Origin of the sequence: Streptomyces sp. NPDC088252 (genome assembly GCF_044740965.1) — a bacterium.
In the GTDB taxonomy this organism is placed as follows: domain Bacteria; phylum Actinomycetota; class Actinomycetes; order Streptomycetales; family Streptomycetaceae; genus Streptomyces.
In genome coordinates, this window is sequence record NZ_JBIURS010000018.1 from 103,441 (window position 1) to 130,417 (window position 26,977).

Annotated in this window: 27 protein-coding genes and 1 pseudogene; 18 read left to right on the forward strand and 10 right to left on the reverse strand. The window is 70.5% G+C overall.

Translation table 11 applies throughout. The features are described from left to right. Positions 1-109 precede the first annotated feature (109 nt). Positions 110-1,669, forward strand: a complete 1,560-nt coding sequence (locus tag ACIOHC_RS30360; RefSeq protein ID WP_401844779.1) for a 3-hydroxyacyl-CoA dehydrogenase — start codon at positions 110-112, stop codon at positions 1,667-1,669. 241 nt (positions 1,670-1,910) lie between these two features. Further along, positions 1,911-2,303 carry a VOC family protein gene (locus ACIOHC_RS30365; RefSeq protein ID WP_389636366.1) on the forward strand — a complete coding sequence of 131 codons (393 nt, stop codon included), beginning with the start codon at positions 1,911-1,913 and terminating at the stop codon, positions 2,301-2,303. A gap of 22 nt (positions 2,304-2,325) precedes the next feature. On the opposite strand, the gene ACIOHC_RS30370 is transcribed toward ACIOHC_RS30365, so the two are convergent. Together ACIOHC_RS30370 and ACIOHC_RS30375 are read right to left on the reverse strand one after the other, a co-directional pair. Further along, positions 2,326-3,024, reverse strand: a complete 699-nt coding sequence (locus ACIOHC_RS30370) for a DUF6597 domain-containing transcriptional factor (RefSeq protein WP_401844781.1) — start codon at positions 3,022-3,024, stop codon at positions 2,326-2,328. 272 nt (positions 3,025-3,296) lie between these two features. Further along, the gene (locus tag ACIOHC_RS30375; protein ID WP_365691815.1) at positions 3,297-4,475 is read right to left on the reverse strand and encodes a YihY/virulence factor BrkB family protein; all 1,179 of its coding nucleotides are present in this window, start codon (positions 4,473-4,475) and stop codon (positions 3,297-3,299) included. Positions 4,476-4,492: 17 nt separating this feature from the next. Here ACIOHC_RS30375 and ACIOHC_RS30380 point away from each other — a divergent pair, with 17 nt between their 5' ends. The 14 genes from ACIOHC_RS30380 (at position 4,493) to ACIOHC_RS30445 (ending at position 18,019) form a co-directional block, all read left to right on the forward strand. Continuing rightward, positions 4,493-6,130 (forward strand): acyl-CoA dehydrogenase family protein, encoded by a 1,638-nt coding sequence (locus ACIOHC_RS30380; RefSeq protein ID WP_351073811.1) that lies wholly within the window; start codon positions 4,493-4,495, stop codon positions 6,128-6,130. A gap of 319 nt (positions 6,131-6,449) precedes the next feature. Then, positions 6,450-7,730 carry a GAF domain-containing protein gene (locus ACIOHC_RS30385; RefSeq protein ID WP_351073813.1) on the forward strand — a complete coding sequence of 427 codons (1,281 nt, stop codon included), beginning with the start codon at positions 6,450-6,452 and terminating at the stop codon, positions 7,728-7,730. 82 nt (positions 7,731-7,812) lie between these two features. Next, the gene (locus ACIOHC_RS30390) at positions 7,813-8,406 is read left to right on the forward strand and encodes a GNAT family N-acetyltransferase (RefSeq protein ID WP_365691812.1); all 594 of its coding nucleotides are present in this window, start codon (positions 7,813-7,815) and stop codon (positions 8,404-8,406) included. A 168-nt stretch (positions 8,407-8,574) separates the two neighbouring features. Next, complete coding sequence (locus tag ACIOHC_RS30395) at positions 8,575-8,658, forward strand: putative leader peptide (RefSeq protein WP_317864749.1); 84 nt, start codon at positions 8,575-8,577, stop codon at positions 8,656-8,658. A gap of 115 nt (positions 8,659-8,773) precedes the next feature. Next, positions 8,774-10,471 carry a nitrite/sulfite reductase gene (locus ACIOHC_RS30400; RefSeq protein ID WP_351073817.1) on the forward strand — a complete coding sequence of 566 codons (1,698 nt, stop codon included), beginning with the start codon at positions 8,774-8,776 and terminating at the stop codon, positions 10,469-10,471. Continuing rightward, positions 10,468-10,647 carry a hypothetical protein gene (locus ACIOHC_RS30405; RefSeq protein ID WP_351073819.1) on the forward strand — a complete coding sequence of 60 codons (180 nt, stop codon included), beginning with the start codon at positions 10,468-10,470 and terminating at the stop codon, positions 10,645-10,647. The genes ACIOHC_RS30400 and ACIOHC_RS30405 overlap by 4 nt, the downstream gene beginning before the upstream one ends. After that, positions 10,644-11,357 carry a phosphoadenylyl-sulfate reductase gene (locus ACIOHC_RS30410; protein WP_351073821.1) on the forward strand — a complete coding sequence of 238 codons (714 nt, stop codon included), beginning with the start codon at positions 10,644-10,646 and terminating at the stop codon, positions 11,355-11,357. The genes ACIOHC_RS30405 and ACIOHC_RS30410 overlap by 4 nt, the downstream gene beginning before the upstream one ends. A 23-nt stretch (positions 11,358-11,380) precedes the next feature. Beyond that, positions 11,381-11,926: an adenylyl-sulfate kinase gene (cysC, locus tag ACIOHC_RS30415; protein ID WP_351073823.1), complete on the forward strand. Its 546-nt coding sequence runs from the start codon at positions 11,381-11,383 to the stop codon at positions 11,924-11,926. Further along, complete coding sequence (cysD, locus tag ACIOHC_RS30420; RefSeq protein WP_365691810.1) at positions 11,923-12,858, forward strand: sulfate adenylyltransferase subunit CysD; 936 nt, start codon at positions 11,923-11,925, stop codon at positions 12,856-12,858. Before cysC ends, cysD begins: the two co-directional genes overlap by 4 nt. Further along, positions 12,859-14,208 carry a GTP-binding protein gene (locus ACIOHC_RS30425; RefSeq protein WP_351073827.1) on the forward strand — a complete coding sequence of 450 codons (1,350 nt, stop codon included), beginning with the start codon at positions 12,859-12,861 and terminating at the stop codon, positions 14,206-14,208. Positions 14,209-14,452: 244 nt separating this feature from the next. Beyond that, positions 14,453-15,568 (forward strand): aliphatic sulfonate ABC transporter substrate-binding protein, encoded by a 1,116-nt coding sequence (locus ACIOHC_RS30430; RefSeq protein WP_351073828.1) that lies wholly within the window; start codon positions 14,453-14,455, stop codon positions 15,566-15,568. 36 nt (positions 15,569-15,604) lie between these two features. Continuing rightward, positions 15,605-16,393, forward strand: a complete 789-nt coding sequence (locus ACIOHC_RS30435) for an ABC transporter ATP-binding protein (RefSeq protein WP_351073829.1) — start codon at positions 15,605-15,607, stop codon at positions 16,391-16,393. Continuing rightward, positions 16,380-17,258, forward strand: a complete 879-nt coding sequence (locus ACIOHC_RS30440) for an ABC transporter permease (RefSeq protein ID WP_401844785.1) — start codon at positions 16,380-16,382, stop codon at positions 17,256-17,258. Before ACIOHC_RS30435 ends, ACIOHC_RS30440 begins: the two co-directional genes overlap by 14 nt. Before the next feature lie 8 nt (positions 17,259-17,266). Continuing rightward, a complete protein-coding gene (locus ACIOHC_RS30445; protein ID WP_351073831.1) occupies positions 17,267-18,019 on the forward strand; it encodes a sirohydrochlorin chelatase in 753 nt (250 codons plus the stop codon). 46 nt (positions 18,020-18,065) lie between these two features. Here ACIOHC_RS30445 and ACIOHC_RS30450 read toward each other — a convergent pair whose 3' ends face one another. Both ACIOHC_RS30450 and ACIOHC_RS30455 read right to left on the reverse strand, forming a co-directional pair. Further along, positions 18,066-18,698, reverse strand: coding sequence for a DsbA family protein (locus ACIOHC_RS30450; protein WP_389636364.1), 633 nt, complete (start codon positions 18,696-18,698; stop codon positions 18,066-18,068). 68 nt (positions 18,699-18,766) lie between these two features. Further along, a complete protein-coding gene (locus ACIOHC_RS30455) occupies positions 18,767-19,351 on the reverse strand; it encodes a TIGR03086 family metal-binding protein (protein ID WP_401844787.1) in 585 nt (194 codons plus the stop codon). Between the two features lie 261 nt (positions 19,352-19,612). Here ACIOHC_RS30455 and ACIOHC_RS30460 point away from each other — a divergent pair, with 261 nt between their 5' ends. Continuing rightward, positions 19,613-20,482: an aldo/keto reductase gene (locus ACIOHC_RS30460; RefSeq protein WP_351073834.1), complete on the forward strand. Its 870-nt coding sequence runs from the start codon at positions 19,613-19,615 to the stop codon at positions 20,480-20,482. Between the two features lie 14 nt (positions 20,483-20,496). After that, positions 20,497-21,351 carry an ATP-binding cassette domain-containing protein gene (locus ACIOHC_RS30465; protein WP_351073835.1) on the forward strand — a complete coding sequence of 285 codons (855 nt, stop codon included), beginning with the start codon at positions 20,497-20,499 and terminating at the stop codon, positions 21,349-21,351. 6 nt (positions 21,352-21,357) lie between these two features. Here the strand turns inward: ACIOHC_RS30465 and ACIOHC_RS30470 are convergent, their stop codons facing one another. From ACIOHC_RS30470 to ACIOHC_RS30495, 6 genes and pseudogenes are all read right to left on the reverse strand, one after another. Further along, entirely contained in the window at positions 21,358-21,753 is a 396-nt protein-coding gene (locus ACIOHC_RS30470; RefSeq protein ID WP_351073836.1) for a nuclear transport factor 2 family protein, read from the reverse strand. Continuing rightward, positions 21,750-22,325, reverse strand: a complete 576-nt coding sequence (locus tag ACIOHC_RS30475; RefSeq protein WP_351073837.1) for a DUF1697 domain-containing protein — start codon at positions 22,323-22,325, stop codon at positions 21,750-21,752. Before ACIOHC_RS30475 ends, ACIOHC_RS30470 begins: the two co-directional genes overlap by 4 nt. A gap of 122 nt (positions 22,326-22,447) precedes the next feature. Further along, positions 22,448-23,650 (reverse strand): S8 family serine peptidase, encoded by a 1,203-nt coding sequence (locus ACIOHC_RS30480; RefSeq protein WP_365692572.1) that lies wholly within the window; start codon positions 23,648-23,650, stop codon positions 22,448-22,450. A gap of 453 nt (positions 23,651-24,103) precedes the next feature. Continuing rightward, the gene (locus tag ACIOHC_RS30485; RefSeq protein ID WP_401844790.1) at positions 24,104-25,402 is read right to left on the reverse strand and encodes an ABC transporter substrate-binding protein; all 1,299 of its coding nucleotides are present in this window, start codon (positions 25,400-25,402) and stop codon (positions 24,104-24,106) included. Further along, on the reverse strand, positions 25,402-26,241 hold the full coding sequence (locus tag ACIOHC_RS30490; RefSeq protein WP_351073840.1) for a carbohydrate ABC transporter permease: 840 nt from the start codon (positions 26,239-26,241) through the stop codon (positions 25,402-25,404). The genes ACIOHC_RS30485 and ACIOHC_RS30490 overlap by 1 nt, the downstream gene beginning before the upstream one ends. Continuing rightward, positions 26,238-26,465 (reverse strand): annotated as a pseudogene (locus ACIOHC_RS30495) (sugar ABC transporter permease); the annotation flags it as partial. The gene ACIOHC_RS30490 and the pseudogene ACIOHC_RS30495, both read right to left, overlap by 4 nt. Positions 26,466-26,977: the final 512 nt, after the last annotated feature.

Genomic DNA, 26,977 nt, shown 5'->3' on the forward strand with positions numbered 1-26,977 from the left:
CGCCGACCGTGGCCGAACTGCGGCTGCCGCGCGAGGACATGGGCCCGGACCGCGTCTATCTTCGCTGGGGACGGATCACATGTCACACCCCGAGAGGACCGCAACCGCCATGCGTATCAGGATCGTCGGCGCCGGGGCCATGGGCCGCGGCATCGCCCAGTGGGCGGCGACCGCCGGACACACCGTCGAGCTGTGCGACGTACGGACGGAGGCGGTGACGGCCGCCGTGGACTTCGTACGGTCCATGCTCGAACGAGCCGTACAGAAGGGCCGGATGTCCGCCGAGGCCTCCGCAGCCGCCCTGGAGCGGCTGATCCCGCTGGACGACCCGTGGGTGGCGGGCCCGGACGTGGAACTGGTCGTCGAGGCCGTGCGGGAGGACCTCGACACCAAGACGGAGGTCTTCGGCCGGCTGGAGCGGGCCCTGCCCACGACGGCCGTCTTCGCGACCAACACCTCCTCCCTGTCGGTCACCCGGATCGCCGCGGCGCTGAAGGACCCGACGCGCCTGGCCGGGCTGCACTTCTTCAATCCGGTGCCGCTGATGAGGATCGTCGAGGTGGTGCCCGGCGCGGCCACCCGCCCGGAGATCCCGCCCGCCCTCACCGCCCTCGTCGAGAGCTGTGGACACCGTGCGGTCACGGTCGCCGACACCCCCGGCTTCCTGGTCAATCACGCGGGCCGCGGCCTGGTGACCGAGGCCCTCGCACTCCTGGAGGAGACCGTCTCCGACCCGGCGGGCATCGACCGGATCGCCCGCGAGGTGCTCGGGCTGCGGATGGGCCCGTTCGAGCTGATGGACCTCACGGGTCTGGACGTGACGGCCACGGTGATCGATTCGATCTGGACGGGGTTCCGGTACGCGGACCGGCTCCGCCCCTCCTACCTCACCCCGAACCGGGTGGCCGCCGGGCTGCACGGCCGCAAGACCGGGCGCGGCTGGTACGCGCACGGCCCCGAGGCACCCGGCCCGGCCCCGGAGCCGCCCGTCACGGGCAACGCCTACCGCCCGGTGTTCGTCCACGGCGCCGCACCGCAGGACCAGGACGCGACCGCGCTGCGCGCGGCGCTGACCGCGGCGGGCGCCGTCGTCGAAACGGGCACGGAGCCGTCCGCCGACGCCCTCGTACTCGTTCCGGTCTGGGGCACCACGGTGGCCTCCGCGGTCGCCGCGCACCGGCTGCCCGCGGGGCGCACCTTCGGCGTGGATCCGCTGCCCGCGGCCGGCCGGCGCCGGGTGCTGGCCGTGACCCCGGCAGCGGAGCCGTCCGCCGCGCGCGACGCCCGCGCCGTGCTGTCCCGCGCCGCGGACGGCGACGCCGCGTACGCGGTCTCGGTGGTGCGGGACACGGCGGGCTCGGTCGCTCAGCGGCTGCTCGCCTCGATCGTCTCGGTCGCGGCATCGATCGCGGAGCGCTCCATCGCCACCCCTGCCGACATCGACCTGGCCGTGACGGCCGGGCTCGGCTACCCCGTCGGCCCGCTGGCCTGGGGCGACCGGATCGGTGCCGGGCGGATGCTGGAGCTGCACCGGGCACTGCACCGCACGACGGGCGACCCGCGTCACCGCCCGAGCCGCTGGGTGACCGAACGCGCCCAGCTCGGTCTGGCGCTGACCGACCCGGGCGCATCGCCCGCCGACTGCGCGGCGAGCACCCCGTCGCAGTGACGGCGGGGCGGTGCCGCCCGCCACGACGCGGGTCCGTGCCGCCCGCCACGACGGCGGGGCGGGGTGAGAGGCAGGGCGGGCCCGCCGGGGAATCATGGTCCCGGCAGGCCCGCCCGCGGACCGCCCACGCCGACGAAGGCCCCGCAGCTCCCGCGTCCCCGAACGTCCTGCGGTCCCACGGTCCACCGTCCATGTCCGTTTTCTACAAGACCCGTGACGGTGGCCGCCCTAGGGTCGGAGCATGACTCCACGCATGGACGCGATCGGCATCATCACCGCGGATCTGGCCGCATCGCTCACCTTCTACCGACGGCTCGGACTCGACATCCCCGCCGACGCGGAATCCGCACCCCATGTCGAAGTGACGCTCCCGGGCGGACAGCGTCTGTTGTGGGACACCGAGGAGGTCACCCGCTCGTTCGATCCCGAATGGTCCCCGCCGCACGGCGGGGAACGCCTCTCACTCGCCTTCCTCTGCGACAGCCCGGCGGAGGTGGACTCGGTGTACGACGACCTGACCGGCGCCGGGTACCGAGGGCATCTGAAGCCGTGGGACGCGGTGTGGGGGCAGCGCTACGCGACGGTCCTCGACCCGGACGGCTGCGCGGTGTCGCTGTTCGCCTCGAACGGCTGAGCCCGGTGCCCGTCCGGGCGCCTCACGAGGGCGCCAGGTGGGCGGTCAGGGTGGTCCCGGCCAGGTCGCGCATCTCCCGTGCGAGATGGGCCTGGTCGGTGCAGCCCGCCGCGACCGCCGCCTCGGCGTAGGGCGTTCCGGACCGGGCGAGGGCGAGCGCACGCTGCAGCCGCAGGATCCGGCCAAGCGTCTTGGGCCCGTAGCCGAAGGCCGCGAGTGACCGACGGTGCAGCTGCCGTGCGCCGAGGCCCACCGTCCGCGCGATGTCGGCGACGGACCAGCCGTCACCGAGCTGCGTGGCGACGGACCGCATCAGCGGGTCCGGCGCGGCCGTGTCGACCGCTCGACGCAGCGCGACGGTCTCCAGCCCGGCAGCGGGGTCGGGGGCCTGTGCCAGACGCTCGGTGAGTTCCCGGACCAGCGCGCCCGGCCACAGGTCCGCGAGATCGACCCGGCGGTCGCGCAGTTCGTGCGCCGGCGCACCCAGCAGCGCGGGGGCCGTGCCGGGTGCGAAGCGGATTCCGGTGTACCGCCCGCCGGGCCCGACGGCTGCCGTCGTCGCACGGGTGTCGGGTCCCGCGACGAGCAGCCGTCCGTCGATCCAGAGCAGGTCCATGCAGCCGTCCGGCAGCACCGCATGGGCCGATCCGTCCGGCACGCCCAGCGTCCACAGGGTCGCGCCGTCGAACCTCGACGCCCACTCTTCGTACCTGTCGCCCATGCCTCACACGCTCATCTCGTCGGCGGACGGGATCGGCTTCCCGGGCGCGGTCATCACGGCACCGATGGAGTTCATCGCCGACAGCGGCGCGACGGCCACGGTCGAGGTCGACCGCCGTACGCCCGGCGCGCACCTCGTCGCTCTGCGCGACGACAACACCCCTGCACCCCCGGGGATTCCGGCGCCCATGATCCCGGCCACAGCGCCCTCACCGGCCGCAGCACCCTCACCGACCGCGCCACCCGCATCCGCCGACCAGTCGGCGGACATCCTCACCCGCCGGACGAGCCGTCCGGCCGGTCCGGCCGGTCCGGCTCCTTGTCGCGGCTCGGCTGCAGCCGGGACTTCACGTCGTCCGGCGGCAGGAATCTCGACCAGCGTTCCGGGAACTCGGACGGCATGTAGGGGCTGCCGCCGCCGTCGTCCTCCCCGTCGTCGTCCAGGTCGCCGTCCTGGTTCTCCGCCTGCGTCCGGGCCACGAACTCCGCGGCCTGGGCCGCCCGTACCCGGTCGTTGGCCGCGCGCGCTGCGGCCGTCGCCAGGGAGGGCCACACCCGGTCGATGGCAGCATTGACCGCCGCCCCCACCAGCACCGCGAACGCGGAGATCCCGATCCACAGCAGGACGGCGATCGGCGCGGCCAACGAACCGTAGATCGTGGGCCCCTCGACCGTACTGGTGAGGTAGATCCGCAGCAGGAAACTGCCGAGCACCCACATCGCGAGCGCCACCAGCGCCCCCGGCACGTCCTCGATCCACGGCGAACGGACCGGCACGGACACGTGGTAGAGCGTCGTCAGGAACGCGATCGACAGCAATATCACCAGCGGCCAGTACAGCACGCTTATGAGCTCGGTGCCCCAGGGGATGAACTCCACGACCCTGTCCGGGCCGACCACGAGCAGCGGGAGCACGACGGCGCCGAGCAGCAGCGCGACGACGTACAACAGGAAGGAGAGCAGCCGCGTCTTGACGATGCCGCGCTGGCCGTCGAGGCCGTACATCACCGTGATCGTGTCGATGAAGACGTTGACGGCGCGGGAGCCGGACCAGAGCGCGATCGCGAAGCCGATGGAGATGACGTCGGGCCGCGCGCCGGTGGTGACGTCCGCCAGGAGCGGTTTGGCGAAGTCGTTCACGCCCCGCTCGCTGAGCACCGTCTGCGCGGCGTTGAGGATGTTCCGCTCGATGGAGGCGACCGTGGTGGTGTTGGTCCACTCGTCGACATAACCGAGCAGCCCGATCAGACCGAGCAGCAGCGGCGGCAGGGACAGCAGGGTGAAGAACGCCGCCTCGGCGGCGAGTCCCAGAATGCGGTACTCCATGCACGAGTTGATGGTGTCCTTGAGCAACTGCCAGATCATCTGCCGCTTGGATACGTTGCGGTAGAGGACTCGGGCGCGGTGGAGCCGCCCCGGTGGCCGCTCGGGTGTTTCATTTGCTGCCTGCACGTCCTTACCGTATCGGCATGGCAGCCACCACCCACACAGTGTCCAACCAGGTACCGCCGCTGAACGGCTACGACGTCTTCGCCGCCGACCTCGCGCTCACCGAGGCCGTGCAACGTCACATGCCACCCGAACTTCTGGCCACGGCGCGGGTCGAGCTCGGCGAGCTGGGCAGGGCCGCCGGCTCCGCGCAGGCGCAGGAGTGGGGGGCGCAGGCGAACGGGAATCCGCCGGTGCTGCGCTCCCACGACCGGTACGGCAACCGCATCGACGAGGTGGAGTTCCATCCGGCCTGGCACCGGCTGCTGGGCCATGCGGTCTCCGCGGGTCTGACCGACGCCTGGGGCAGGCCCGCCGGTCATGTGCGGCGGGCGGCCGGCTTCCTGGTGTGGACGCAGGCGGAGGCGGGACACGGCTGTCCGTTGTCGATGACGCACGCGGCGGTGCCCGCGCTGCGGACCGACCCGGCACTGGCCGCCGAGTGGGAACCACTGCTGACCTCGACGGTGTACGAGCAGGAGCTGCGGCCCGCCGCGCAGAAGGCCGGTGTGCTCTTCGGGATGGGCATGACGGAGAAGCAGGGCGGCACGGACGTACGGTCCAACACGACGCGGGCCGAGCCGCTGGCGGCCCCGGGTGAGTACCTGCTCACCGGCCACAAGTGGTTCTGTTCGGCCCCGATGTCCGACGGCTTCCTGGTCCTCGCGCAGGCGCCGGAGGGCCTGACGTGTTTCCTGCTGCCCCGGGTGCTGCCCGACGGCACCCGCAACACGTTCGCGATCCAGCGGCTGAAGGACAAGCTGGGCAACCGGTCCAATGCGTCGAGCGAGGTCGAGTTCGACGGGACGTGGGCGCGCCGGGTCGGTGACGAGGGGCGGGGGGTGCGCACCGTCATCGAGATGGTGGCGGCGACCCGGCTGGACTGTGTGGTCGGTTCGGCGGCGCTGATGCGGCAGGCGGTGGCACAGGCGATCCACCACTGCACGTACCGCAGCGTCTTCGGCGGGGTGCTGATCGACAAGCCGCTGATGCGCAACGTGCTGGCCGATCTGGCGCTGGAGTCGGAGGCCGCGACGGTGCTGGCGCTGCGGCTGGCGGCCGCGTACGACGCCGACTCGGAGAGCGAGCGGGCCTTCCTGCGGATCGCCGTGCCCGCCGCGAAGTACTGGGTGACGAAGCGGTGCACACCGATGGTGGCCGAGGCACTGGAGTGTCTCGGCGGCAACGGCTACGTCGAGGAGTCCGGAATGCCCCGGCTGCTGCGCGAGGCGCCGCTCAACTCGATCTGGGAGGGCTCGGGGAACGTGCAGGCCCTGGACGTGCTGCGGGCGCTGCAGCGCGAGCCGTCGGCGCTGAACGCGTTCCTCCAGGAGGTCGGCAGGGCACGGGGTGCCGATCACCGGCTGGACGGGGCGATCAAGGACATGCTGACGGAGCTGGCCGATCTGGACGGGATCGAGGCGCGGGCCCGTCGGTTGGCCGAGCGGATGGCTCTCGTACTGCAGGGCTCGCTGCTGGTGCGCTGGGCGCCGCCGGAGGTGGCCGACGCGTTCTGCGCGTCACGGCTGGGCGGGGACCGGGGCGCGGCGTTCGGAACGCTGCCGCACAGCCTCGGTCTGGCCTCGGTCGTGGAACGGGCCCGGCCCGTCGAGCGATAGGCCCTTCCGTTCGGCTCGGGCCGGATCCCGGGGGCGGGGCGCGCCCGGTGCGAGTCGAACGAGCGTCCCTGAGGCGCACGTACAGCAACGGAGGGTGGTGCTGCGCCGACACGGCACCACCCTCCATGCTGTGCACACCGAACAGGGAGCGCAGGCCCCGCCGTACGGTGTTCCGCCACTCTCGTACGGACCCGCACCCGCTCGCCAGAGTTGCAAAGGGTTGCAACCATTGTGTGGAGTGCGCAGTATCGGTCCCCTCACAGCGGGCAGGATGGGCCCGCGGGCCGTCGAGCCGGCCCTGGCATCTGGGGGAACGAGCGTGGAGACAAGCCCTGCCGTGGTGGCGCGATCGGCCGTACCGCAGTCCGTCGAGGCCCTGCGCGTGATCCACCGGGCCAGGGAGGCCAGGCTCTCCGGCGGGCGTTCTCCGGCCGCTCCGCGGGCGGAGATCGTCGCCTCGTGGGACCGGGTGCTGCGCAGCGGTGTCGATCCGGATCAGTCCACCGACAGCGTGCTGCTGGAGATGGACGAGATCGAGCGCCGGCGCCGGACGTCGGCGCTGGGCGAGGTGATGCCGCTGCTGAACGAGAGCCTGGTCTCCCTCGCGGACGCCGCCCAGCAGATCGTGGTGATCACCGACGTGGAGGGCCGGGTGCTGTGGCGCCAGGGCAATACGGGGGTGCTGCGCCGGGCGGACGACATCTGTCTGGCGGAGGGCGCGGCCTGGGCCGAGGCGAGCATGGGGACGAACGCGATCGGTACGGCGCTCGTCTCGCGCACACCGGTCCAGGTCCATTCGTCGGAGCACTTCGTGCGGCATCTGCACAACTGGACGTGTGCGGCGTCCCCGGTGCGTGATCCGCGGGACAACCGGCTGATCGGCATCGTCGACCTCAGCGGTCCGGCGTCCACCTTCCATCCGGCCTCGCTCGCCCTGGTCGGTTCGGTCGCCCGGCTCGCCGAGAGCGAGATCAAGAACCGTCATCTGCAGGCGATCGACCGGCTGCGTTCGGTGGCGGCGCCGCTGCTGTGCAGGCTGGGCGGCCGGGCCCTGGCGGTGGACACCCACGGCTGGCTCGCCGGGGTCACCGGGATGCCGCCGGTCGACCGGCTGCCGCTGCCCAAGTCGTTGCGGCCGGGCCGGGTGTGGCTGCCGTCGCTCGGCATGTGCCGGGTCGAGCCGTTGTCCGGCGGCTGGTTGGTGCAGGTCACGGACGGGCCCTCGGACGAGTCGCGGCGCCGGGTGGTGCTGGATCTGAGCCGGCCGCGCGGTCTCACGGTCAAGGTGGCAAGTGCGGTCAGCACCTGGACACAGCGGCTCTCGCCGCGCCACGCGGAGCTGCTGTACGCCCTGGCGCTGCACCGCGAGGGGCGTACGGCGTCGGAGCTGGCGCAGGACATCTTCGGTGATGCGACCCGGACGGTGACGGTGCGGGCGGAGATCTCACGGATCAGGCGCCATCTGGCCGAGGTGCTGGCGCACCGCCCGTACCGCTTCGGCGAGGGGGTCGAGGTGGAGGTGATCCACCCGGAGCACCCGGCCGATCTGCTGCCGCGCTCGACCGCGCCGGTGGTGGTCAGGGCGCGTACGGCCGGCTAGGCCCGGTGCCGAAGGCGCCCGGCCGTCCCGAGCGGCGGGACCGGCTTGGGCCGGGGCCGCGCGGCATGGTTCCCTGGCAGCCATGAACAACCCCGCGCGCACCGCTGCCACCACCGCCGAGGTGACCATCTGGTCCCTGGAACAGACCTCCCCCGACGATCTGCGCCCCGCCGCGGTCCCGGAGGGCGACGTGCGGATCGTGCGCTCGCGGGTACCGCTCCCCGAGTTCAGCCGGTTCCTCTACACGGCGGTCGGCGGCGACATCCGGTGGACGGACCGGCTCTCGATGACGTACGCGCAGTGGCAGGAGGTCCTGGACCGGCCCGGCGCGGAGACCTGGGTGGCGTACGTCGACGGCACCCCGGCCGGATACGTCGAACTGGACCCGCAGGACGACGGCGTGGTCGAGATCATGTACTTCGGGCTGATACCGGCCTTCCGGGGGCGCCGGATCGGCGGCCATCTGCTCTCGTACGGGGTCGCCCGCGCCTGGGACCTGGCCGAGCGCCGGCCGGAGCGGACGCCGACCAAGCGGGTCTGGCTGCACACCTGTTCCAAGGACGGCCCGCACGCCATGGACAACTACCTGCGGCGCGGCTTCCGGCTCTTCGACACGAAGGTGGAGCTGGAGCCCGAGGTGGCGACGCCGGGACCGTGGCCGGGGTCGGGGCGGTAGTGCCAGGAGAACGGCTCCGGCGCCGATCGGGGTGATTACGGCCATTACGGGCGGCCCGACCCGGACGAATGCAGTGACAGACACCACACGTCTCGCATGACGGGACACTCTCGTCCACATCATGGATAGTGGTGGACTGCTCGGAGATGCGCGTGACACGCTTCCGTCATGCCTGGAACTGGAATTGCCTTGGTGAGTCGACGCCACGTCGACCTCGGCCGCGTGTCCAGCGCCATCTGTCCGGCGAGCTGAGAGTCCCAGCACCGCCGCGATCCCCTTTTCTCCGCAAACTCCTGCGCACCGCCGCGCCTCAGCGCGAGTGTGCAGTTCAGAGCCGCCCTCCTGCAGTCCCGAAGGACGTACCGTCATGGCCGCTACCCCGGAACAGCCTGCGACCACCACGCCCCGCCGCAAGGCCGGACGCCACCGTGGCGAAGGCCAGTGGGCCGTGGGGCACCACACTCCGCTCAACGGCAATGAGCAGTTCAAGAAGGACGACGACGGTCTCAATGTGCGGACACGCATTGAGACGATCTACTCCAAGCGGGGATTCGACTCGATCGACCCCAACGATCTCCGCGGGCGCATGCGCTGGTGGGGTCTGTACACCCAGCGCAAGCCCGGGATCGACGGCGGCAAGACCGCGATCCTGGAGCCGGAGGAGCTGGACGACACGTACTTCATGCTGCGGGTACGGATCGACGGCGGCCGGCTGACCACCGCGCAGCTGCGGGTCATCGGCGAGATCTCGCAGGAGTACGCGCGCGGCACCGCGGACATCACCGACCGGCAGAACATCCAGTTGCACTGGATCCGCATCGAGGACGTCCCGGCCATCTGGGAGAAGCTGGAGGCCGTCGGTCTCTCCACCACCGAGGCGTGCGGCGACTGCCCCCGCGTGATCATCGGCTCCCCCGTGGCGGGTATCGCCGCCGACGAGATCATCGACGGCACACCCGCCGTCGACGAGATCCACGACCGCTACATCGGCAACAAGGAGTTCTCCAACCTGCCGCGCAAGTTCAAGACCGCGATCTCCGGTTCGCCCGTGCAGGACGTGGTGCACGAGATCAACGACATCGCGTTCGTCGGTGTGGTCCACCCCGAACACGGTCCGGGCTTCGACGTCTGGGTCGGTGGCGGGCTCTCCACCAACCCGAGGCTGGCCGAGCGGCTGGGCGCCTGGGTGCCGCTCGACGAGGTTCCGGACGTCTGGGCCGGAGTCGTCGGCATCTTCCGCGACTACGGATACCGGCGGCTGCGCACCCGCGCCCGTCTGAAGTTCCTGATGGCCGACTGGGGCCCCGCGAAGTTCCGCCAGGTGCTGGAGGACGAATATCTGAAGCGTCCGCTGACCGACGGACCCGCGCCCGAGCAGCCCAGCAGCCGCTGGCGCGACCACGTGGGGGTGCACCGGCAGCAGGACGGCCGCTTCTACGTCGGCTTCGCACCCCGGGTCGGCCGCGTGGACGGATCCACCCTCGCCAAGATCGCCGATCTCGCCGCGGCACACGGCTCGGACCGGCTGCGGACCACCGTCGAGCAGAAGATGCTCGTCCTCGACGTGGCACAGGACCAGGTGGACTCCCTGGTCGCCGGACTGGAGGCGCTCGACTTCCAGGTGAAGCCCTCCCCGTTCCGGCGTGGCACGATGGCCTGCACCGGCATCGAGTTCTGCAAACTGGCGATCGTCGAGACGAAGGCGCGCGGCGCCTCGCTGATCGACGAACTGGAGCGGCGCCTGCCGGACTTCGACGAACCGCTCACCATCAACATCAACGGCTGCCCCAACGCCTGCGCCCGCATCCAGACCGCCGACATCGGCCTCAAGGGCCAGCTCGTCCTGGACGCCGACGGCAATCAGGTCGAGGGCTATCAGGTGCACCTGGGCGGCGCCCTGGGCCTGGAGGCAGGCTTCGGCCGTAAGGTCCGTGGCCTGAAGGTCACTTCGGCCGAGCTGCCCGACTACGTCGAGCGGGTCCTGGGCCGCTTCCAGGAGGAGCGCGAGGACGGCGAGCGGTTCGCCACCTGGGCGGCGCGGGCCAGTGCGGAGTCGCTGTCATGAGCGAACGTGCCGCGCCGTTCCACTGCCCCTACTGCGGCGACGAGGACCTGCGCCCGCACGAGACCGGGCACGGCGCCTGGGAATGTGCCTCCTGCAACCGCGCGTTCCAGCTGAAGTTCCTGGGCCTGCTGGCCCGCGGGCTGCGGCACGACGAGGGGAAGAGGGACGGGATATGACGGACACTCGTACCGAGGAGCGCACCGCCGGGGAACTCGAGGAGCTGGCGGGCCGGGCGGGCCGGGAGCTGGAGCACGCCTCCGCTCCGGAGATCCTGCGGTGGGCCGCCGACACCTTCGGCAAGCGGTTCTGCGTCACCTCCTCCATGGAGGACGCGGTCGTCGCGCACCTCGCCTCGCGCGCCCTCCCGGGCGTCGACGTGGTCTTCCTCGACACCGGCTATCACTTCCCCGAGACGATCGGCACCCGCGACGCGGTGGAGGCGGTGATGGACGTCAACGTCATCACCCTGACCCCGCGGCAGTCCGTGGCCGAGCAGGACGCCGAGCACGGACCGGGGCTGCACGACCGCGACCCCGACCTGTGCTGCAAGCTGCGGAAGGTCAAGCCCCTTGAGGAAGGCCTGAGTTCGTACACGGCCTGGGCGACCGGGCTGCGCCGCGACGAGTCCCCCACCCGCGCGAACACTCCGGTCGTCGGCTGGGACGAGAAGCGGCAGAAGGTCAAGATCTCGCCGATCGCCCGCTGGACGCAGGACGACGTCGACGCGTACGTGGCGGAGCACGGTGTTCTCACCAACCCGCTGCTGATGGACGGATACGCCTCCGTGGGCTGCGCGCCCTGCACCCGCCGGGTGCTGGAGGGCGAGGACGCACGTGCCGGGCGCTGGGCCGGCCGGGGCAAGACCGAGTGCGGGCTGCACGACTGATGACGACTGATCAGGAGACCTCGATGAGCGTGACGGAGACGGGAGCCACCATCTGGCTGACCGGTCTGCCGAGCGCGGGCAAGACCACCATCGCGTACGAACTCGCCGGGCGGCTGCGTGGCGAGGGCCATCGCGTGGAGGTGCTCGACGGCGACGAGATCCGCGAGTTCCTCTCCGCGGGTCTCGGCTTCTCCCGCGAGGACCGCCACACCAACGTCCAGCGGATCGGCTTCGTCGCCGAGCTGCTGGCGGCCAACGGCGTGAAGGTGCTGGTCCCGGTCATCGCCCCGTACGCGGACAGCCGGGACGCGGTCCGCAAGCGGCACCGGGCCGAGGGGACCGCGTACCTGGAGGTGCATGTCGCGACCCCGGTCGAGGTGTGCTCCGCACGTGATGTGAAGGGCCTCTACGCCAAGCAGGCGGCGGGCGAGATCAGCGGGCTCACCGGGGTCGACGACCCCTACGAGGCGCCCGAGTCGCCGGATCTGCGGATCGAGTCGCACCGTCAGACCGTGCAGGAGTCCGCGGCGGAGCTGTACGCGCTGCTGAGCGAGAGGGGGGCGGCGTGACGACCGTCGCGACCGTGCCGGAAGGCACCGACAATCCGTACGCACTCAGCCACCTGGACTCCCTGGAGTCCGAGGCCGTGCACATCCTCCGCGAGGTGGCGGGCGAGTTCGAGCGGCCGGTGATCCTCTTCTCCGGCGGCAAGGACTCCATCGTGATGCTGCATCTGGCGCTCAAGGCCTTCGCGCCCGCGCCCGTGCCGTTCGCGCTGCTGCACGTCGACACCGGGCACAACTTCCCGGAGGTGCTGGAGTACCGCGACCGCACGGTGGCGCGCCACGGGCTGCGGCTGCACGTCGCCTCCGTGCAGGATTACATCGACGCCGGCACGCTCCGTGAGCGCCCGGACGGCACCCGCAACCCGTTGCAGACCGTGCCGCTGACCGAGGCCATCCAGCAGCACCGCTTCGACGCCGTGTTCGGCGGCGGGCGCCGTGACGAGGAGAAGGCGCGCGCCAAGGAGCGGGTCTTCTCGCTGCGCGACGAGTTCTCCCAGTGGGATCCGCGCCGCCAGCGCCCCGAGCTGTGGCAGCTCTACAACGGCCGGCACGCGCCGGGCGAGCACGTCCGGGTCTTCCCGATCTCCAACTGGACCGAGCTGGACGTCTGGCAGTACATCGCGCGCGAGGGCATCGAGCTCCCGGGCATCTACTTCGCCCATGAACGCGAGGTCTTCAGCCGCTCCGGCATGTGGCTGACCGCGGGCGACTGGGGCGGCCCCAAGGAGGGCGAGCGGGTCGAGACCCGGCAGGTCCGCTACCGCACGGTCGGCGACATGTCGTGCACCGGCGCCGTCGACTCGGACGCGACGACACTGGACGCCGTGATCGACGAGATCGCCGCCTCCCGGCTCACCGAGCGGGGCGCGACACGTGCCGACGACAAGATGTCCGAGGCCGCGATGGAAGACCGTAAGCGCGAGGGGTACTTCTAGATGACCACACTCAACCGGCACCCGGAGCAACTGTCGGCCACCACCCTGCTGCGGTTCGCCACCGCGGGGTCCGTCGACGACGGCAAGTCCACCCTCGTGGGACGTCTGCTGCACGACTCCAAGTCGGTCCTCGCCGACCAGTTGGAGGCCGTCGAACACGCCTCGCGCAACCGGGGGCAGGAGGCACCCGACCTGGCGCTGCTGACCGACGGGCTGCGGGCCGAGCGCGAGCAGGGCATCACCATCGATGTCGCCTACCGCTACTTCGCGACCGCGCGCCGCCGGTTCATCCTGGCCGACACCCCGGGGCATGTGCAGTACACCCGGAACATGGTGACGGGGGCATCGACCGCCGAGCTGGCCGTCGTCCTGGTCGACGCCCGCAACGGAGTCGTCGAGCAGACCCGCCGCCATGCCGCGGTCGCCGCGCTGCTGCGGGTTCCGCATGTGGTGCTGGCCGTGAACAAGATGGATCTGGTCGACTACGCGGAGCCCGTCTTCGCCGCCATCGCCGAGGAGTTCACCGCGTACGCCGCGTCCCTGGGCGTACCCGAGATCACCGCGATCCCGATCTCCGCACTGGCCGGCGACAACGTCGTGGAGCCGTCCGCCCACATGGACTGGTACGGCGGCCCGACCGTCCTGGAGCACCTGGAGACGGTGCCGGTCAGCCATGACCTCACCGCCTGCCACGCCCGCTTCCCGGTCCAGTACGTCATCCGCCCGCAGACCGCCGAGCACCCCGACTACCGGGGCTACGCGGGACAGATCGCGGCCGGTGCGTTCCGTGTCGGCGAGGCCGTCACCGTGCTGCCCTCGGGCCGTACGACGACGGTCACCGCGATCGACGCGCTCGGCGAGGGCGTGGACATCGCCTGGGCACCCCAGTCGGTGACGATCCGCCTGGCCGACGACATCGACATCTCGCGCGGTGACCTGATCGCGCCGGCCGACGACGCGCCGGCGGTCACGCAGGATGTAGAGGCGACCGTCTGCCATGTCGCCGACCAGCCGCTCACCGTCGGCCAGCGGGTGCTGCTCAAGCACACCACCCGCACCGTCAAGGCGATCGTCAAGGACATCCCCTCGCGCCTCACGCTGGACGACCTCTCCCAGCACCCGGCGCCGGGCCGGCTCGTCGCCAACGACATCGGCCGGGTCGTCGTCCGTACCGCGGAACCGCTCGCCCTCGACGCCTACGCGGACTCCCGGCGCACCGGCTCCTTCCTCCTGATCGACCCGGCGGACGGCACCACGCTCACGGCCGGCATGGTCGGCGCCTCGTTCGCCGCCGCGGACGACGCCCGGGCGACAGCCACGGCTGCCGACGACGACGCATGGGACTTCTGATGAACATCGACATCTACTCCACGTTCGCCAAGGAGGGCGGTCGCGTCGGCAGCGGCGCCCTCGGCAGCGGTCAGGGCGGGGTCGCGCGATGTGCGCGATGACGTACGCGCACTGCCTGCGCGCCCACCCGCACCACCCGTACCACCAGCACAGCCGGTTCAGACGAAGACCTGCCGACTTCCCGGCCGCGTCCCCGTAGATCCCGAGGGATGTGAGCACCGGGCCGACGAGAGGAAAACCTCCCGTGCCTGCCCCCCGTACCACGCTGCGCCGCAGTCTCTCCGCTGCCGCCGTCCTGCCGCTGCTCGCCGTCGCGCTCACCGCCTGCGGATACGGCTCCGAGGCGAAGAAGGACGACTCCGGGAAGTCGGACGTCGCCGCCGACGCGAAGAAGCTCTCCACGGACACCGTGCGGATCGGCTACTTCCCCAATCTGACGCACGCCACCGCGCTGGTCGGTGACCAGGAGGGGATCTTCCAGAAGGAGCTCGGCGGCACCCTGCTCAAGACCTCCCAGTTCAACGCCGGCCCTTCCGAGATCGAGGCGCTCAACGCCAAGTCGATCGACATCGGTTTCATCGGCCCGTCGCCCTCGATCAACGGGTTCACCAAGTCCAGGGGCAAGAACCTGAGGATCATCGGCGGTTCCGCCTCGGGCGGGGTGAAGCTGGTCGTCAACCCGAAGAAGATCAAGACCCTGGACGACCTCAAGGGCAAGAAGATAGCCACCCCGCAGCTCGGCAACACGCAGGACGTGGCCTTCCTCAACTGGATCTCCGAGAAGGGCTGGAAGGTCGACGCCCAGAGCGGCAAGGGTGACGTCTCCGTCATCCGTACGGACAACAAGGTGACCCCGGACGCCTACAAGTCCGGTTCCATCGACGGTGCCTGGGTCCCCGAACCCACCGCGTCCAAGCTGGTCGCCGAGGGCGCCGAGGAACTGCTCGACGAGTCGGCCCTGTGGCCCGACAACAAGTTCGTGATCACGAACATCATCGTGTCGCAGCAGTTCCTGAGCGAGCACCCCGATGTGGTCGAGGCGGTGCTGCGCGGTTCGGTGAAGACCAACGCGTGGATCAACGCCAACCCGGACAAGGCGAAGGCCTCCGCCAACGCCGCGCTCAAGGAGCTGACCGGCAAGGCGCTGCCGCCCGAGGTCCTGGACCCGGCGTGGAGGTCGATCCAGATCACCGACGACCCGCTGGCCGCCACGCTGGACGCGGAGGCCGCGCACGCGGTGAAGGCCGGACTGCTGGAGAAGCCCGACCTCGACGGCATCTACGACCTGAAGCCGCTGAACAAGGTCCTGAAGGCCGCGGGCAGGCCCGAGGTCGCCGACGCCGGTCTCGGCGTCAAGTAAGCCACCCGAACCCAGGATTCCCAGGAGGTGACGACCATGGCGACCACCCTCACCGAGGCCGAGGACCGTACAGCGGTCGGGCACGCCGCCCGCATCACCCATGTCTCCAAGTCCTTCGGCGGGCCGGAGGGGCAGCAGCCCGTCCTCGACGACATCACGCTCGATGTCGCACCGGGCGAGTTCGTCACCCTCCTGGGGGCCTCCGGGTGCGGAAAGTCGACGCTGCTCAACCTGGTGGCCGGACTCGACCGCCCGACCGCGGGGTCCATCGAGACCCCCGGCGGGCGGCCGGCCCTGATGTTCCAGGAGCACGCCCTGTTCCCGTGGCTGACCGCGGGCAAGAACATCGAACTCGCGCTGCGGCTGCGCGGCGTGGCCAAGTCGGAGCGCCGCACGGAGGCGGAGCGGCTGCTCGAACTCGTACGGCTGGGCGGGGCGTACGGGAAGCGTGTGCACGAGCTGTCGGGCGGAATGCGGCAGCGGGTGGCCATGGCACGGGCCCTCGCCCAGGACAGCCAACTGCTGCTGATGGACGAGCCGTTCGCGGCGCTCGACGCCATCACCCGGGATGTGCTGCATGACGAGCTGACCCGGATCTGGCGCGAGACGAGGCTCTCGGTCCTCTTCGTCACACACAATGTGCGCGAGGCGGTGCGGCTCGCCGAGCGGGTCGTCCTGCTGTCGTCCCGCCCCGGCAGGATCGCCCGTGAATGGACGGTCGACATCGAGCAGCCGCGCCGGATCGAGGACAACTCCGTCGCGGAACTGTCCGTCGAGATCACCGAACAACTGCGTGGGGAGATCCGCCGTCATGGCCGGCACTGACACGAAGCCCGACGACCTGGCCGGTCTGGAGGCCGGACTCGACGCGCTGGACGCCGTGCAGGTGCGCCGTACCCCGGTGCGCGAGGTGCTGCTGCGCAAGGTGCTTCCGCCGGTGCTCGCGGTGGCGCTGGTGGTCGTCGTCTGGCAACTGCTGGTCGAGGCACAGGTCACCGACGACTACAAACTGCCCTCACCGGCCGCGGTGTGGCACAGCGCGTCCGACATGTGGCTCCAGGGGACGCTCCTGGAGGTCGTCTGGACCAGCATCTCGCGTGGTCTGCTCGGCTTCCTGCTGGCCGTGGCCCTCGGCACGCCGCTGGGTCTGCTGGTCGCCCGGGTGAGGTTCGTACGGGCCGCGATCGGCCCGATCCTGTCCGGGCTGCAGTCCCTGCCGTCGGTCGCCTGGGTGGCACCGGCCGTGATCTGGCTCGGGCTGAACGACAGGATGATGTACGCGGTGATCCTGCTGGGCGCCGTCCCTTCGGTCGCCAACGGCCTGGTCTCCGGCGTCGACCAGGTCCCCCCGCTGTTCCTGAGGGCGGGCCGCACGCTCGGCGCCACCGGGCTGCGCGGGACCTGGCACATCGTGCTGCCGGCCGCGCTGCCCGGCTATCTGGCGGGGCTCAAGCAGGGCTGGGCGTTCTCCTGGCGTTCGCTGATGGCCGCCGAGATCATCGCGTCCTCCCCCGACCTCGGGCTGGGGCTCGGTCAACTGCTGGAGAACGGCCGCAACAACGCGGACATGCCCGACATCTTCCTCGCCATCCTCCTGATCCTGTTCGTCGGTATCGCGATCGATCTGCTGATCTTCAGTCCGCTGGAGCGGTGGGTGCTGCGCAGCCGCGGTCTCCTCGTCAAGAACTGAGCCGCACCATGACCGCCCCGGTACTCCTCGTCATCGCCCACGGCAGCCGCGACCCGCGGCACGCCGCGACCGTGCACGCGCTCACCGCGCGGGTGCGGTCGCTGCGGCCGGGACTGCGCGTGGAGACCGGCTTCCTGGACTTCAACGCGCCTTCGGTACCCAGGGTGCTGGAACGGCTGGCCGCGCAGGGAGCGGGGGACGTCATCGCGCTTCCCCTGCTCCTCACGCGGGCCTTCCACGCAAAGTCCGACATCCCGACGGTGCTGCACGAGGCCCGGACCCGCCTGCACCGGCTGCGCATCGTGCAGGCCGAGGTGCTCGGCCCGTCGCCGTTGCTGAACTCGGCGCTGGAACGGCGGCTGTTCGAAGCCGGGATCCGTCCCGGTGAACGGCGCTCGACCGGGCTCGTCCTGGCCTCGGCGGGCTCCACAGACCCGGAGGCGATCGCAGTGATCGCTGAAATCGCGCGGGAGCTGCGGCACACCGGTTGGTGTTCCGTGCGGCCTGCGTTCGCCTCCGCATCGCTTCCGCGGACCGAGGACGCGGTACGCGCCCTGCGGGCCGGGGGTGTGCGGCAGGTGGCGGTCGCCCCGTACGTCATCGCACCCGGCCGACTCCCGGACCGTATCGCCACGGGGGCCGCCGGCGCGGACGTGCTGGCCGATGTGCTCGGCGCATCACCGGAGTTGGCGCGACTGCTGCTGACCCGGTACGACGAGGCCCGTATCCCGCTCGCCCCGCCCGCCTCGCTCAGCGCATAGGGTCTTTCGTCCGGATCAGACGGGGCGCGCGCCCCCGTGCCACGCCTCAGCCCACGTCGAGGCTGCCGGTGCGGGTGCGCTTGAGCTCGAAGAGATCCGGATTCCCGGCAAGCTCCCGGAAGCTGTCGAAGAGGCGCGCGGCCTCCTCGCCGCGCGGCACGGACCGCAGGACGGGCCCGAACCAGACCGAGCCGTCGACATGGATCGTGGGCGTACCGACGTAACCGTCCGCCTCCGGATCCTTGCCGGCGTCGTGGCTGCGCCGCAGCGCCTCGTCGTACGTCTCCGAGTGCGCTGCGGCTGCCAGCGCGGCGGGCAGGCCGAGCTGCGCGAGGGATTGCGCGATCACCTCGTCGAAGTCCTCGTTCTTCTGCTGGTGGATGCGGCTGCCCATGGCGGTGTAGAGATCGCGGAGCACCGCGTCGCCGTGCTCGGCCGCCGCCGCGACGGCGACCCGTACCGGGCCGATCGACCTGTCGACCAGTTCCCGGTACCAGTCGGGGAGTTCATTGCCGATGTTGTGCAGGTGGAGGCTCATGACATGGAAGCGGAGCTCGATGTCCCGCTGCTGCTCCACCTCCAGCATCCAGCGGGAGGTGATCCAGGCGAACGGGCAGGCCGGGTCGAAGTAGAAGTCGACGACGGTCCTGCCCGTGTCCGGGGTGCGGTGAGTGGTCATGCGTCGAGCCTAGCCAGGTATTGGCACTCCCCTCCGGGCCATTCACCGACCGATCTGCTGGGCCATTTTCAGGCCCGGCTCCAGTGCGGGTCGCGTCCGCTGCGGGCCAGTGCCCGATCGAGCACCGAAGCCGATCCGGGCACCGTCACCTCGTCGGCGAAGCCGTTGTACTGCCGGTAGAGCTCGGCGGAACCGTCGACGACTTCGAGGAGGTGGGCCGCCGCCGCGTCGGACAGCCGGAACTCCTGCCCGGTGGCCCGTGCCACGTCCCAGGTGTGCAGGGCCGTCTCCTCGAAGAGCATCGCGGCGATCTCGGAGGCCGGGGACGTCGAACCCCCCAGGTCGATCTCGCCCTCCCAGACCGCCGGGTCCGACCACGCGGCGATGGCGCGGTCCAGCTGGGCCGCGTACGTCTGCGCCCAGTCGGCGTCGGCGGTGAAGTCACGATTGACGAGTTCGTCCGGGAGGTCCTTGCGCAGCGCGCGGTGCTCCAGACCGTACGAGGTGTAGAGCACCCAGTGGTTGATGAGTCCACGCAGGTCCCACTCGCCGCAGGGGGTGGTGGGCAGGTCGAGCTGTTCGGCGCTGATGGAGCGGGCGATCCGGGCCGCCTCGACAGCGCATTCGGTCATGTGAGCGTGCTCGTTCTTCATGCGTCCCAGGCTAGGACCGGCCACTGACAACGGTCTTGAAGAAAGGCGACGCCGACCGCGGACCGCGGTTTCAGGAGGTGGCGTCGACGAGAGCGACGAGCTCGGCCGGACATCGAACCGGGTTCCCGGCGCTCGCTCGCGAAGGTGTTCGCCATGTGCCGCAGTGTGTCGTCGACCGGCGCGGGTACGCCGTGGAGCCGACAGCACCTCGGCACAGGGGGAGTCGTGGCATCGACCGCGCATAGCACTACCGTTCCTGTCATGTCTTCCATGTCACGACCTCTCGACGATGTGTTCCTGCTCGGTGGTGAGCTGCCCGTACGTCGTCTCGGCTACGGCACCGCCCAGCTGACCGGCCCCGGATACTGGGGGCCGCGCGGTGACCGGCGGGACGCCGTGGCCGTGCTGCGGACGGCCGTCGAGCAGGGCGTCACGCTCATCGACACCGCCGACAACTACGGCCCCGCGCTCGCCGAGGAACTGGTCGCCGAAGCCCTCCACCCGTACCCCCGGGAACTGGTGATCGCGACCAAGGGCGGGGTGGTACGCACCAGCGACCGCGCCTGGCACGTCGCGGGCCGTCCGGAGCAGCTGCGGGCGATGTGCGAGGCCAGTCTGCGGCGGCTGCGGACGGACCGGATCGACCTCTACCAGCTGCACCGGCTGGACCCGGACGTACCCATGGCCGACCAGTTGGGCGCCCTCGACGCGTTGAGGCAGGAGGGTAAGATCCGGTACATCGGTCTGGACACCCTCACCGCCGACCAGCTGGAGCAGGCTCTCTCCCTGACCGGGATCGCCTCGGTGCAGAACCGCTTCAACCTCCTCGACCGTTCGTCGGACGCGGTACTGAAGGTGTGCGAGACCCACGGCCTCGCCTTTCTGCCCTGGTTCCCACTGGCCAACGGCGCCCTGACCGGCGAGGCGGCCACGGCACTGGCCGATATCGCCGATCGGCACGATGCCACCCGCGGGCAGATCGCCCTCGCCTGGCTGCTGCACCGCTCCCCCGTGCTGTGCCCGACCCCGGGCACCGGTTCGCCCGCCCATCTGGCGGAGAACCTGGGAGCCCGTGAGGTCGGTCTGTCGGCCGAGGACATGAGCCGCCTGGAGGCGCTCGCACCCGCATGAAGGAGTTCCCCCGCATGAGCACACACGTCACGGCCGCATTCCCCGGCCCCGCCGGTGTCCCCGGTTCCGCCGCCGCCGTCCCGGTGATCCGGGCCGACGGCGTCTCGCTCGTGCGGGACGGCACCGTCCTGCTCGACTCCGTCTCCCTGATCGTGCGCAGCGGCGAGCACTGGGCCCTGCTGGGTGCGAACGGGGCGGGCAAGAGCACGCTGCTGGGGCTGCTCGGGGCGGTCAACCACCCCACCAGGGGCTCGGTCGAGGTGTTGGGGCGCACGCTGGGGCGGGTCGATCTGCGGGAGCTTCGGTCGCTGCTGGGACATGTCAATCCACGCCATCCGCTGCGTTCCCCGCTGTCGGTGCACGAGGTGGTGCTGACCGGCCTGACCAACTCGGTCGAGCCGGTCCCGCGCTGGTCCGCGAGCACGGAGCAGCGGGCCCGGGCGGAGCGGCTGCTGAAGATGCTCGGCATGGGCGGCAAGACCGGATCGCGCTGGCCCGCGCTCTCGCAGGGTGAACGGGGACGCACGCTCATCGCCCGCGCGCTGATGCCACGACCTCGGCTGCTGCTGCTCGACGAGCCGGCCACGGGCCTTGATCTCGCCGCCCGTGAGCAATTGCTCGACAGCCTGGACACACTGCGCGAGGAGCATCCGGAGCTGGCGACGGTCCTGGTCACGCATCATCTGGAGGAGTTGCCCGCCTCCACTACGCACGCGATGCTGCTGCGGGGCGGACGGTGTGTGGCGTCGGGCCCGGCCGACGAGGTACTGACCACCGATCAGGTCAGCGACTGCTTCGGACATCCGGTGCGGATCTCCCGTACGGACGGCCGGTGGGCGGCTCGGGCGCAGCGCGTCACCCGTCGCTGAGCGGGCTCAGTGGTCGGTGTCGTCAGCGGTGTTCGCGGCTGCGTCGAACGGTGTGGCCTGGTGGAAGTAGAGCACCCAGCCCGCTTCGGTCAGCCGCCACAGCGAACTGCGGTGGGCGAGGTGCCCTTTCGTCTCGGTGTCGTAGGTGAGGTGGACCAGTTCCGCGTCCAGCTGGAGGCCGCGCATCCGGGACGCGGTGAGCGGCCCGGGACGTGGAGCGTCCTCGGCGGTGAGCGAGGCGATCAGCGCGTCGCGATCCCAGACCCGGCCGACGGAGTCGATCTCGCAGTACTCGGGGTGCAGAACCTGGGTGAGGAGTTCGGCGGAGGCGCGGACCAACGGGTCCAGGAGGCGGAGTTCGCCCTCCACGGCCGCGGCCACGCCGGGGGACGGTCCGGTCATGAGCGGGCTCCGTCGTGTGCGGTCCCGGCCGACGCGGTCATCTCCACGAGCTTGACCACGGTGTTCCAGTTGCGCGAGGTGGCGATGACGCCCTTGTTGCGGGCGGAGCGGAAAAGGGCTTCGGCGAGTTTGGAACGGCCGAGCCCGCCGGGGGTGTAGAGGTAGAGCGCGCGGTCGCCGAGCCGGAACTCCTCGGGGAGGAAGGCCGCCGCGTCGATCCCGGCGAAGCGTTCGGCGTCGACCGGCTGCCCGTAGTAGGTGATGTGCAGTTGCCTGCCTTCGAGTTCGTCGGCCGGGAACGGGCAGGCCGCGGCAACTCCCGCGAGGTAGCCGCCGTTCCGGACCAGGCAGGGGACCGGGAAGCCGAATCGCTTCTCGATGGCCTGCTCCAGCTCGGCGGCGAGTGCGTCCTCGTCGTCCGACGCGCTGCTGAAGACGGCATTGCCGCTCTGCAGATGGGTACGGACGTCTCCGTGGCCGAGTTCGGTGAGCAGTGTGCGCAGTTCGGCCATCGGAACCTTCTTGTGGCCACTCACATTGATCCCGCGCAACAGCGCCGCGTACATCGTCATGGGCACACCATAGGACGATCCGTCCACGCCGCGCGGCCGCCGCGCCCCGGGGGGGAGAGCGCGGCGGCCGCCGATTCCGTTGCGCCGGGCGTGCGCCGCCCGGTCGCGACTGCGGGGAACGGTTACTCGACGATCTTCAACAGCTTGTTCGGCGTGCCCTCGGTCGCGTTGGAGATCGCGTCGGGGGTGGCTCCGTCGGTCAGCGCCGCGGCGACCTCCGCCGGGGTGGCGTCCGGGTGTCCGGAGAGGTAGACGGCGGCGGCGCCGACGACGTGCGGGGTCGCCATGGACGTACCGGAGATGGTGTTGGAGCCGTCGTCGCTGTCGTTCCAGGACGAGGTGATGTCCGACCCGGGTGCGTAGATGTCCACGATCGAGCCGTAGTTGGAGAACGAGGACTGCTCGTCGTCCACCGTGGACGAGGCGACGGTGATGGCCTCCGGGACGCGGGCCGGGGAGGTCTCGCTCGCGTCGGAGGAGTCGTTTCCGGCGGCCACCGCGAAGGTGACTCCGGAGGCGATGGCCTTCTGGACCGCCGAGTCGAGGGCCTCGTCCGCGCCGCCGCCGAGGCTCATGTTGGCGACGGAGGGGCCCTCGTGGTGGGCGGTGACCCAGTCGATGCCCGCGACGACCTGCTCGGTGGTGCCCGAGCCTGAGTCGTCGAGGACCCGCACTGCGACGATCTTCGCCTTCTTGGCCACGCCGTACGTCGCACCGGCGATGGTGCCTGCCACATGGGTGCCGTGGCCGTTGCCGTCATCGGCGCTGTCGTCGTCGTCCACCGCGTCGTAGCCCGAGACGGCCCGGCCCTCGAACTCGTTGTGCGTGGTGCGGACACCGGTGTCGATGACATACGCGGTGACGCCCTCGCCGGCGCTGTCCGGGTAGGTGTACGCGTTGTCGCCGGCCGTCTCGGTCTGGTCGATCCGGTCCAGCCCCCAGGAGGGCGGGTCGTCCTGGGTGGCGTCGATGTGGAACTTCTTGTTCTGAACCACCTTGGAGACGGCCGGGTCGGCCGCAAGGCGCTTGGCCTCGGTCAGTGACAGACCGCTGGCGGAGAAGCCGTTGATGGCGGAGCTGTAGTTCCGCTTGAGCGTGCCGCCGTACTGCTTGGCGAGCTTCGCCTTGTCGGCCTTGTGGTCCAGCATCACGATGTAGCTGCCCGGGACGGCGGTGGCCGCGTTTGCACCGTGGACGGTGCCCATCGCGGGAGCGGGTGCGGCTCCGGCGACGGGGCTGCCCAGCAGGGTGACTCCGGCCGCCGCGGCCACCGCGGTGATGGCGGCGGTCAGCTTGATCCGACGTGCGCGCTTGTGAATTGCCATGAAGAGGGGTCTCCTCGTCATTCTTTGTGGGGGGATTGACCCCCGGCCGGAAGATCTCCGGGGGTTGGCTCGAAACCCTCACTCATTGACGCGCTCAGATCAAGGCCTTCATCCGGCTGTGACTTACACAACAAGGCTTCGTAATAAGAAACCGGCCAGCCATGTTCAAGTCGGGCACCGCCTCCACGGCCTCCGCCGCGCGGGCGGGGCCCGCCGCCCCCGCAACGACGACCGGCACTCTTCGCAAGAGGGAAGGCGGACCCTGTCCGGGCACCCGGACGTACGAGGAGTCGACTTGATTCCGCCCCCACCCGCCGGTCGGCAGATATGTGGAGGATCGGTCATGCCTCGCCGTCGGGACGTCTCGGTTCCTTTCGTTCGGGTCGGGACGGATCGGCGACGGGCACGCGTGCCCGGCCCCGCCCGGAGGAGAGGCCGGCCGCGCCTGATGCGTCAGCGCTGGTAGCGGGCCAGCACCCGGTTCCCGTCGTCCACCAGACGTTTCCTCAGCTCCCCGGCACCGATCGCTCCGCTGTAGTACTCCTGGAGGGCCGGTGTGGCGACCTTGTCCTTCCATTCCGGGTAGCCGCGGACCGACTGCGCGGGGGCCGGGCGGAGCGCCTTCGCGACCGCGACGCCGGTCGCCCAGCCGTCCTTGTCGGTGTGCAGGGCCGGGTCCGCGAGGGCCTCGGTCCCGGTCGGGAGCATCCAGTCCCCCTTGGCCAGTCGCACCATGTTCCTGGGCCGGAGCAGGAAGTCGATGAACCGCGCGGCCTCCTTCTTGTGCGGGCTGGCCTGCGAGACGGAGAGCGTCTGCGGGCTCACTCCCTGGGCAAGCCCGCCGCTGCCCGCGGGGGCGGGCAGGACCGTCCACTCGAAGCCCTCGGGGGCCTGTTCGGCGACCTGTTGACGGTACGAGAAGCCGAGCGGAACCATCGCGTGCTTGCCGCCGAAGAATCCGGGGAGCGTGTCGGAGCCACCCATGCCGAGCGCGGTGCGGGCGGCACTGCGATCGGTCTCGACCTGGTCGCGAATGGTGTCGGGGACGACCCGATCGCCCTTCTCCGAACGGATGGTGACCTTGCCGTCGGCTCCGCGGTGGAAGAGCCGGCCGTCGGCGGAGAGCCCGAGGTTGAGGGTGACGGAGACCGGCTCCTTGAGCGGCCAGGCCACGCCGTACCTCCCCTTGCCCGTCAGTTCCCTGGCGACCTGGCGGAACTCGGCCCAGCTCCAGGGACTGTCGGGGGTCGGGACGCGGACGCCCGACTCCTTGAGGATCCGGGTGTTGGCGATCAGGAAGCGGGGCTCCTGGAGGAACGGCACTCCGTAGACACCGGCGCCGAAGGTGGTGGTCCGCCAGCTCTGCTGCGGGATGTCGGCGGTCAGCCGGTCCGGGAGGAGCGTGCGCAGATCGGCGAGGTAGCCGCCGTACGCGAAGTCGGCGAGGTCGTCGGACGCGTCATGGATGACGTCCGGCGCCTCGTCGCCCTCGAAGGAGGTGAGCAGTTGGTCGTGGACGGTGTCCCAGCTGCCCTGGACGTAGGTGACATGGATGTCGGGGTGGGATTCGTTCCACTCCCTCACCAGTTGCTTGTTGGCGTCGACGGACTCCTTCTGCCAGGCCAGCGACTGGAAGCTGAGCTCGGTCCGACCGCTGCCGTCCCCGCCGTCGCCCGTCCCCGAGCAGCCCGTGAGCATCAGGGCCAGCGCGGTGACCACGGCGGCGGCCGTCCTTCGTACCGGAGCGGGCATCAGCTCTTCACCGCCCCGGCCAGCAGGGAGCCCGTGATCCGCCGCTGGATGATCGCGAAGACGACCAGCGAGGGCAGGGTCGCGAGGAACGCGGCAGCGGCGAGCGGCCCGAGATCGGCCGCTCCCTCCGCGCCGATGAAGTGGGTCAGCACGACCGGCAAGGTCTGTTTCTCCGGTGTCTTGAGCAGAACGAGTGCGAAGAAGAACTCGTTCCACGCGGTGATGAACGCGAAGAGCGCGGTGGCGACGATGCCGGGGGTCAGCAGCGGTGCGGTGACCGAGACCAGCGTCCGCAGCCGGCCCGCGCCGTCGACCGAGGCGGCCTCTTCGAGTTCGGTGGGCACGGCCCGTACGTAGCCGGTCAGCATCCACAGCGCGAAGGGCAGCGCCCAGACGACGTACACCATGACCAGACCCCACAGGGAGTTGATCAGATGGAGATGCTTCAGGACCAGGAAGAGCGGAATGATCAGCAGCACGAACGGGAACGCCTGACTGATCACGACCCAGCCGGTGGTGGCCGTCGAGAGCCTGGAGCGATGGCGGGCCGTCACGTAGGCCATGGGCGTGGCGACGACGACCGCGATGAGGGCGGCGCAGAGCGCGGCGGTCAGCGAGTTGGCGGCGGCCTGGAGCAGTGGCTGTTCGTCGAACGCCTCGCGGAAGTTGTCCAGCGTCGGGTGTTCGGGAATCCAGGTCGGATGCAGGGAGCCCAGTTCCCTCGCCGGTTTGAAGGCGGTGGAGATCAGCCACAGGAACGGGAACGCCAGAAAGACGAGATAGCCGAGCAGCGCGACGTACTGTCCGGCCCGCGCAAATCCGTCGGCACGTACGCTCACCGGTCCTCGCCTCCCCCGAGCCGGCCGACGAGATGCACCGCGAGGATCACGGAGATCACCGCGACCATCACACAGCCCATCGCGGCGGCATAGCCGAACTGTCCGTACCGGAAGGCCTCTTCGTACGCGAAGAGCATCGGCAGCCGGGTTCGGCCACCGGGTCCGCCGTTGGTCAGCACGTAGACCAGGGCGAAGGCGTTGAAGTTCCAGATGAAGTTCAAGCTGATCATCTAGACCTTCTGTACGCTTGAACTTCGACCTGGATCACAGCTGCCAGATGGGCATTGGATGCCTGGTTGGCTACTGGTTGACCATCGGTCAGCCGCTAGTTCACCATGATCATCTCCCAGATGTTTCCCACATCTCCCACTGGGAGTCCAGAAACAGCAGACCGGGACCGGACCACAGCACCCTTGGAGGCAACTGAGGCGGTCCGGCCCCGGCGATCTATTCAACGAATGCCTCGTACACCGAGCACGGAATACGGTTCACTCGTCCAGGTGGATACCCGGCGCGCCACGACGGGTAAAGGGGAGGCCCCCCGCCAGTCACCACAGGGGGTACTGCAGCTGACGGGGCGGCCCCCTCGACCAACGGAGTCCTGGGCTCCGCAGCCGAGTTCTTCAAATTTCAAATGCCTCTGGCATAGTTCAGGCTCCCAAGATCGGCTGGATATATCCAGAGATCAAGCACCTTCGTAAGTTCAGGACCTCACGTCATGATCGACGCCAGGGGT

Bases quoted from the DNA above. Each gene is read 5' to 3' on its own strand.
- ACIOHC_RS30455 (WP_401844787.1), bottom strand. From the start codon at position 19,351: ATGAAGAACGAGCACGCTCACATGACCGAATGCGCTGTCGAGGCGGCC.
- ACIOHC_RS30405 (WP_351073819.1), top strand. From the start codon at position 10,468: ATGAGCGAACGTGCCGCGCCGTTCCACTGCCCCTACTGCGGCGACGAG.
- ACIOHC_RS30440 (WP_401844785.1), top strand. From the start codon at position 16,380: ATGGCCGGCACTGACACGAAGCCCGACGACCTGGCCGGTCTGGAGGCC.
- ACIOHC_RS30390 (WP_365691812.1), top strand. From the start codon at position 7,813: ATGAACAACCCCGCGCGCACCGCTGCCACCACCGCCGAGGTGACCATC.
- ACIOHC_RS30370 (WP_401844781.1), bottom strand. From the start codon at position 3,024: ATGGGCGACAGGTACGAAGAGTGGGCGTCGAGGTTCGACGGCGCGACC.
- ACIOHC_RS30480 (WP_365692572.1), bottom strand. From the start codon at position 23,650: ATGGCAATTCACAAGCGCGCACGTCGGATCAAGCTGACCGCCGCCATC.
- ACIOHC_RS30395 (WP_317864749.1), top strand. From the start codon at position 8,575: ATGCCTGGAACTGGAATTGCCTTGGTGAGTCGACGCCACGTCGACCTC.
- ACIOHC_RS30485 (WP_401844790.1), bottom strand. From the start codon at position 25,402: ATGCCCGCTCCGGTACGAAGGACGGCCGCCGCCGTGGTCACCGCGCTG.
- ACIOHC_RS30380 (WP_351073811.1), top strand. From the start codon at position 4,493: ATGGCAGCCACCACCCACACAGTGTCCAACCAGGTACCGCCGCTGAAC.
- cysC (WP_351073823.1), top strand. From the start codon at position 11,381: ATGAGCGTGACGGAGACGGGAGCCACCATCTGGCTGACCGGTCTGCCG.
- ACIOHC_RS30435 (WP_351073829.1), top strand. From the start codon at position 15,605: ATGGCGACCACCCTCACCGAGGCCGAGGACCGTACAGCGGTCGGGCAC.
- ACIOHC_RS30400 (WP_351073817.1), top strand. From the start codon at position 8,774: ATGGCCGCTACCCCGGAACAGCCTGCGACCACCACGCCCCGCCGCAAG.
- ACIOHC_RS30450 (WP_389636364.1), bottom strand. From the start codon at position 18,698: ATGACCACTCACCGCACCCCGGACACGGGCAGGACCGTCGTCGACTTC.
- ACIOHC_RS30475 (WP_351073837.1), bottom strand. From the start codon at position 22,325: ATGACGATGTACGCGGCGCTGTTGCGCGGGATCAATGTGAGTGGCCAC.
- ACIOHC_RS30465 (WP_351073835.1), top strand. From the start codon at position 20,497: ATGAGCACACACGTCACGGCCGCATTCCCCGGCCCCGCCGGTGTCCCC.
- ACIOHC_RS30360 (WP_401844779.1), top strand. From the start codon at position 110: ATGCGTATCAGGATCGTCGGCGCCGGGGCCATGGGCCGCGGCATCGCC.
- ACIOHC_RS30460 (WP_351073834.1), top strand. From the start codon at position 19,613: ATGTCTTCCATGTCACGACCTCTCGACGATGTGTTCCTGCTCGGTGGT.
- ACIOHC_RS30445 (WP_351073831.1), top strand. From the start codon at position 17,267: ATGACCGCCCCGGTACTCCTCGTCATCGCCCACGGCAGCCGCGACCCG.
- ACIOHC_RS30365 (WP_389636366.1), top strand. From the start codon at position 1,911: ATGACTCCACGCATGGACGCGATCGGCATCATCACCGCGGATCTGGCC.
- ACIOHC_RS30470 (WP_351073836.1), bottom strand. From the start codon at position 21,753: ATGACCGGACCGTCCCCCGGCGTGGCCGCGGCCGTGGAGGGCGAACTC.
- ACIOHC_RS30410 (WP_351073821.1), top strand. From the start codon at position 10,644: ATGACGGACACTCGTACCGAGGAGCGCACCGCCGGGGAACTCGAGGAG.
- ACIOHC_RS30425 (WP_351073827.1), top strand. From the start codon at position 12,859: ATGACCACACTCAACCGGCACCCGGAGCAACTGTCGGCCACCACCCTG.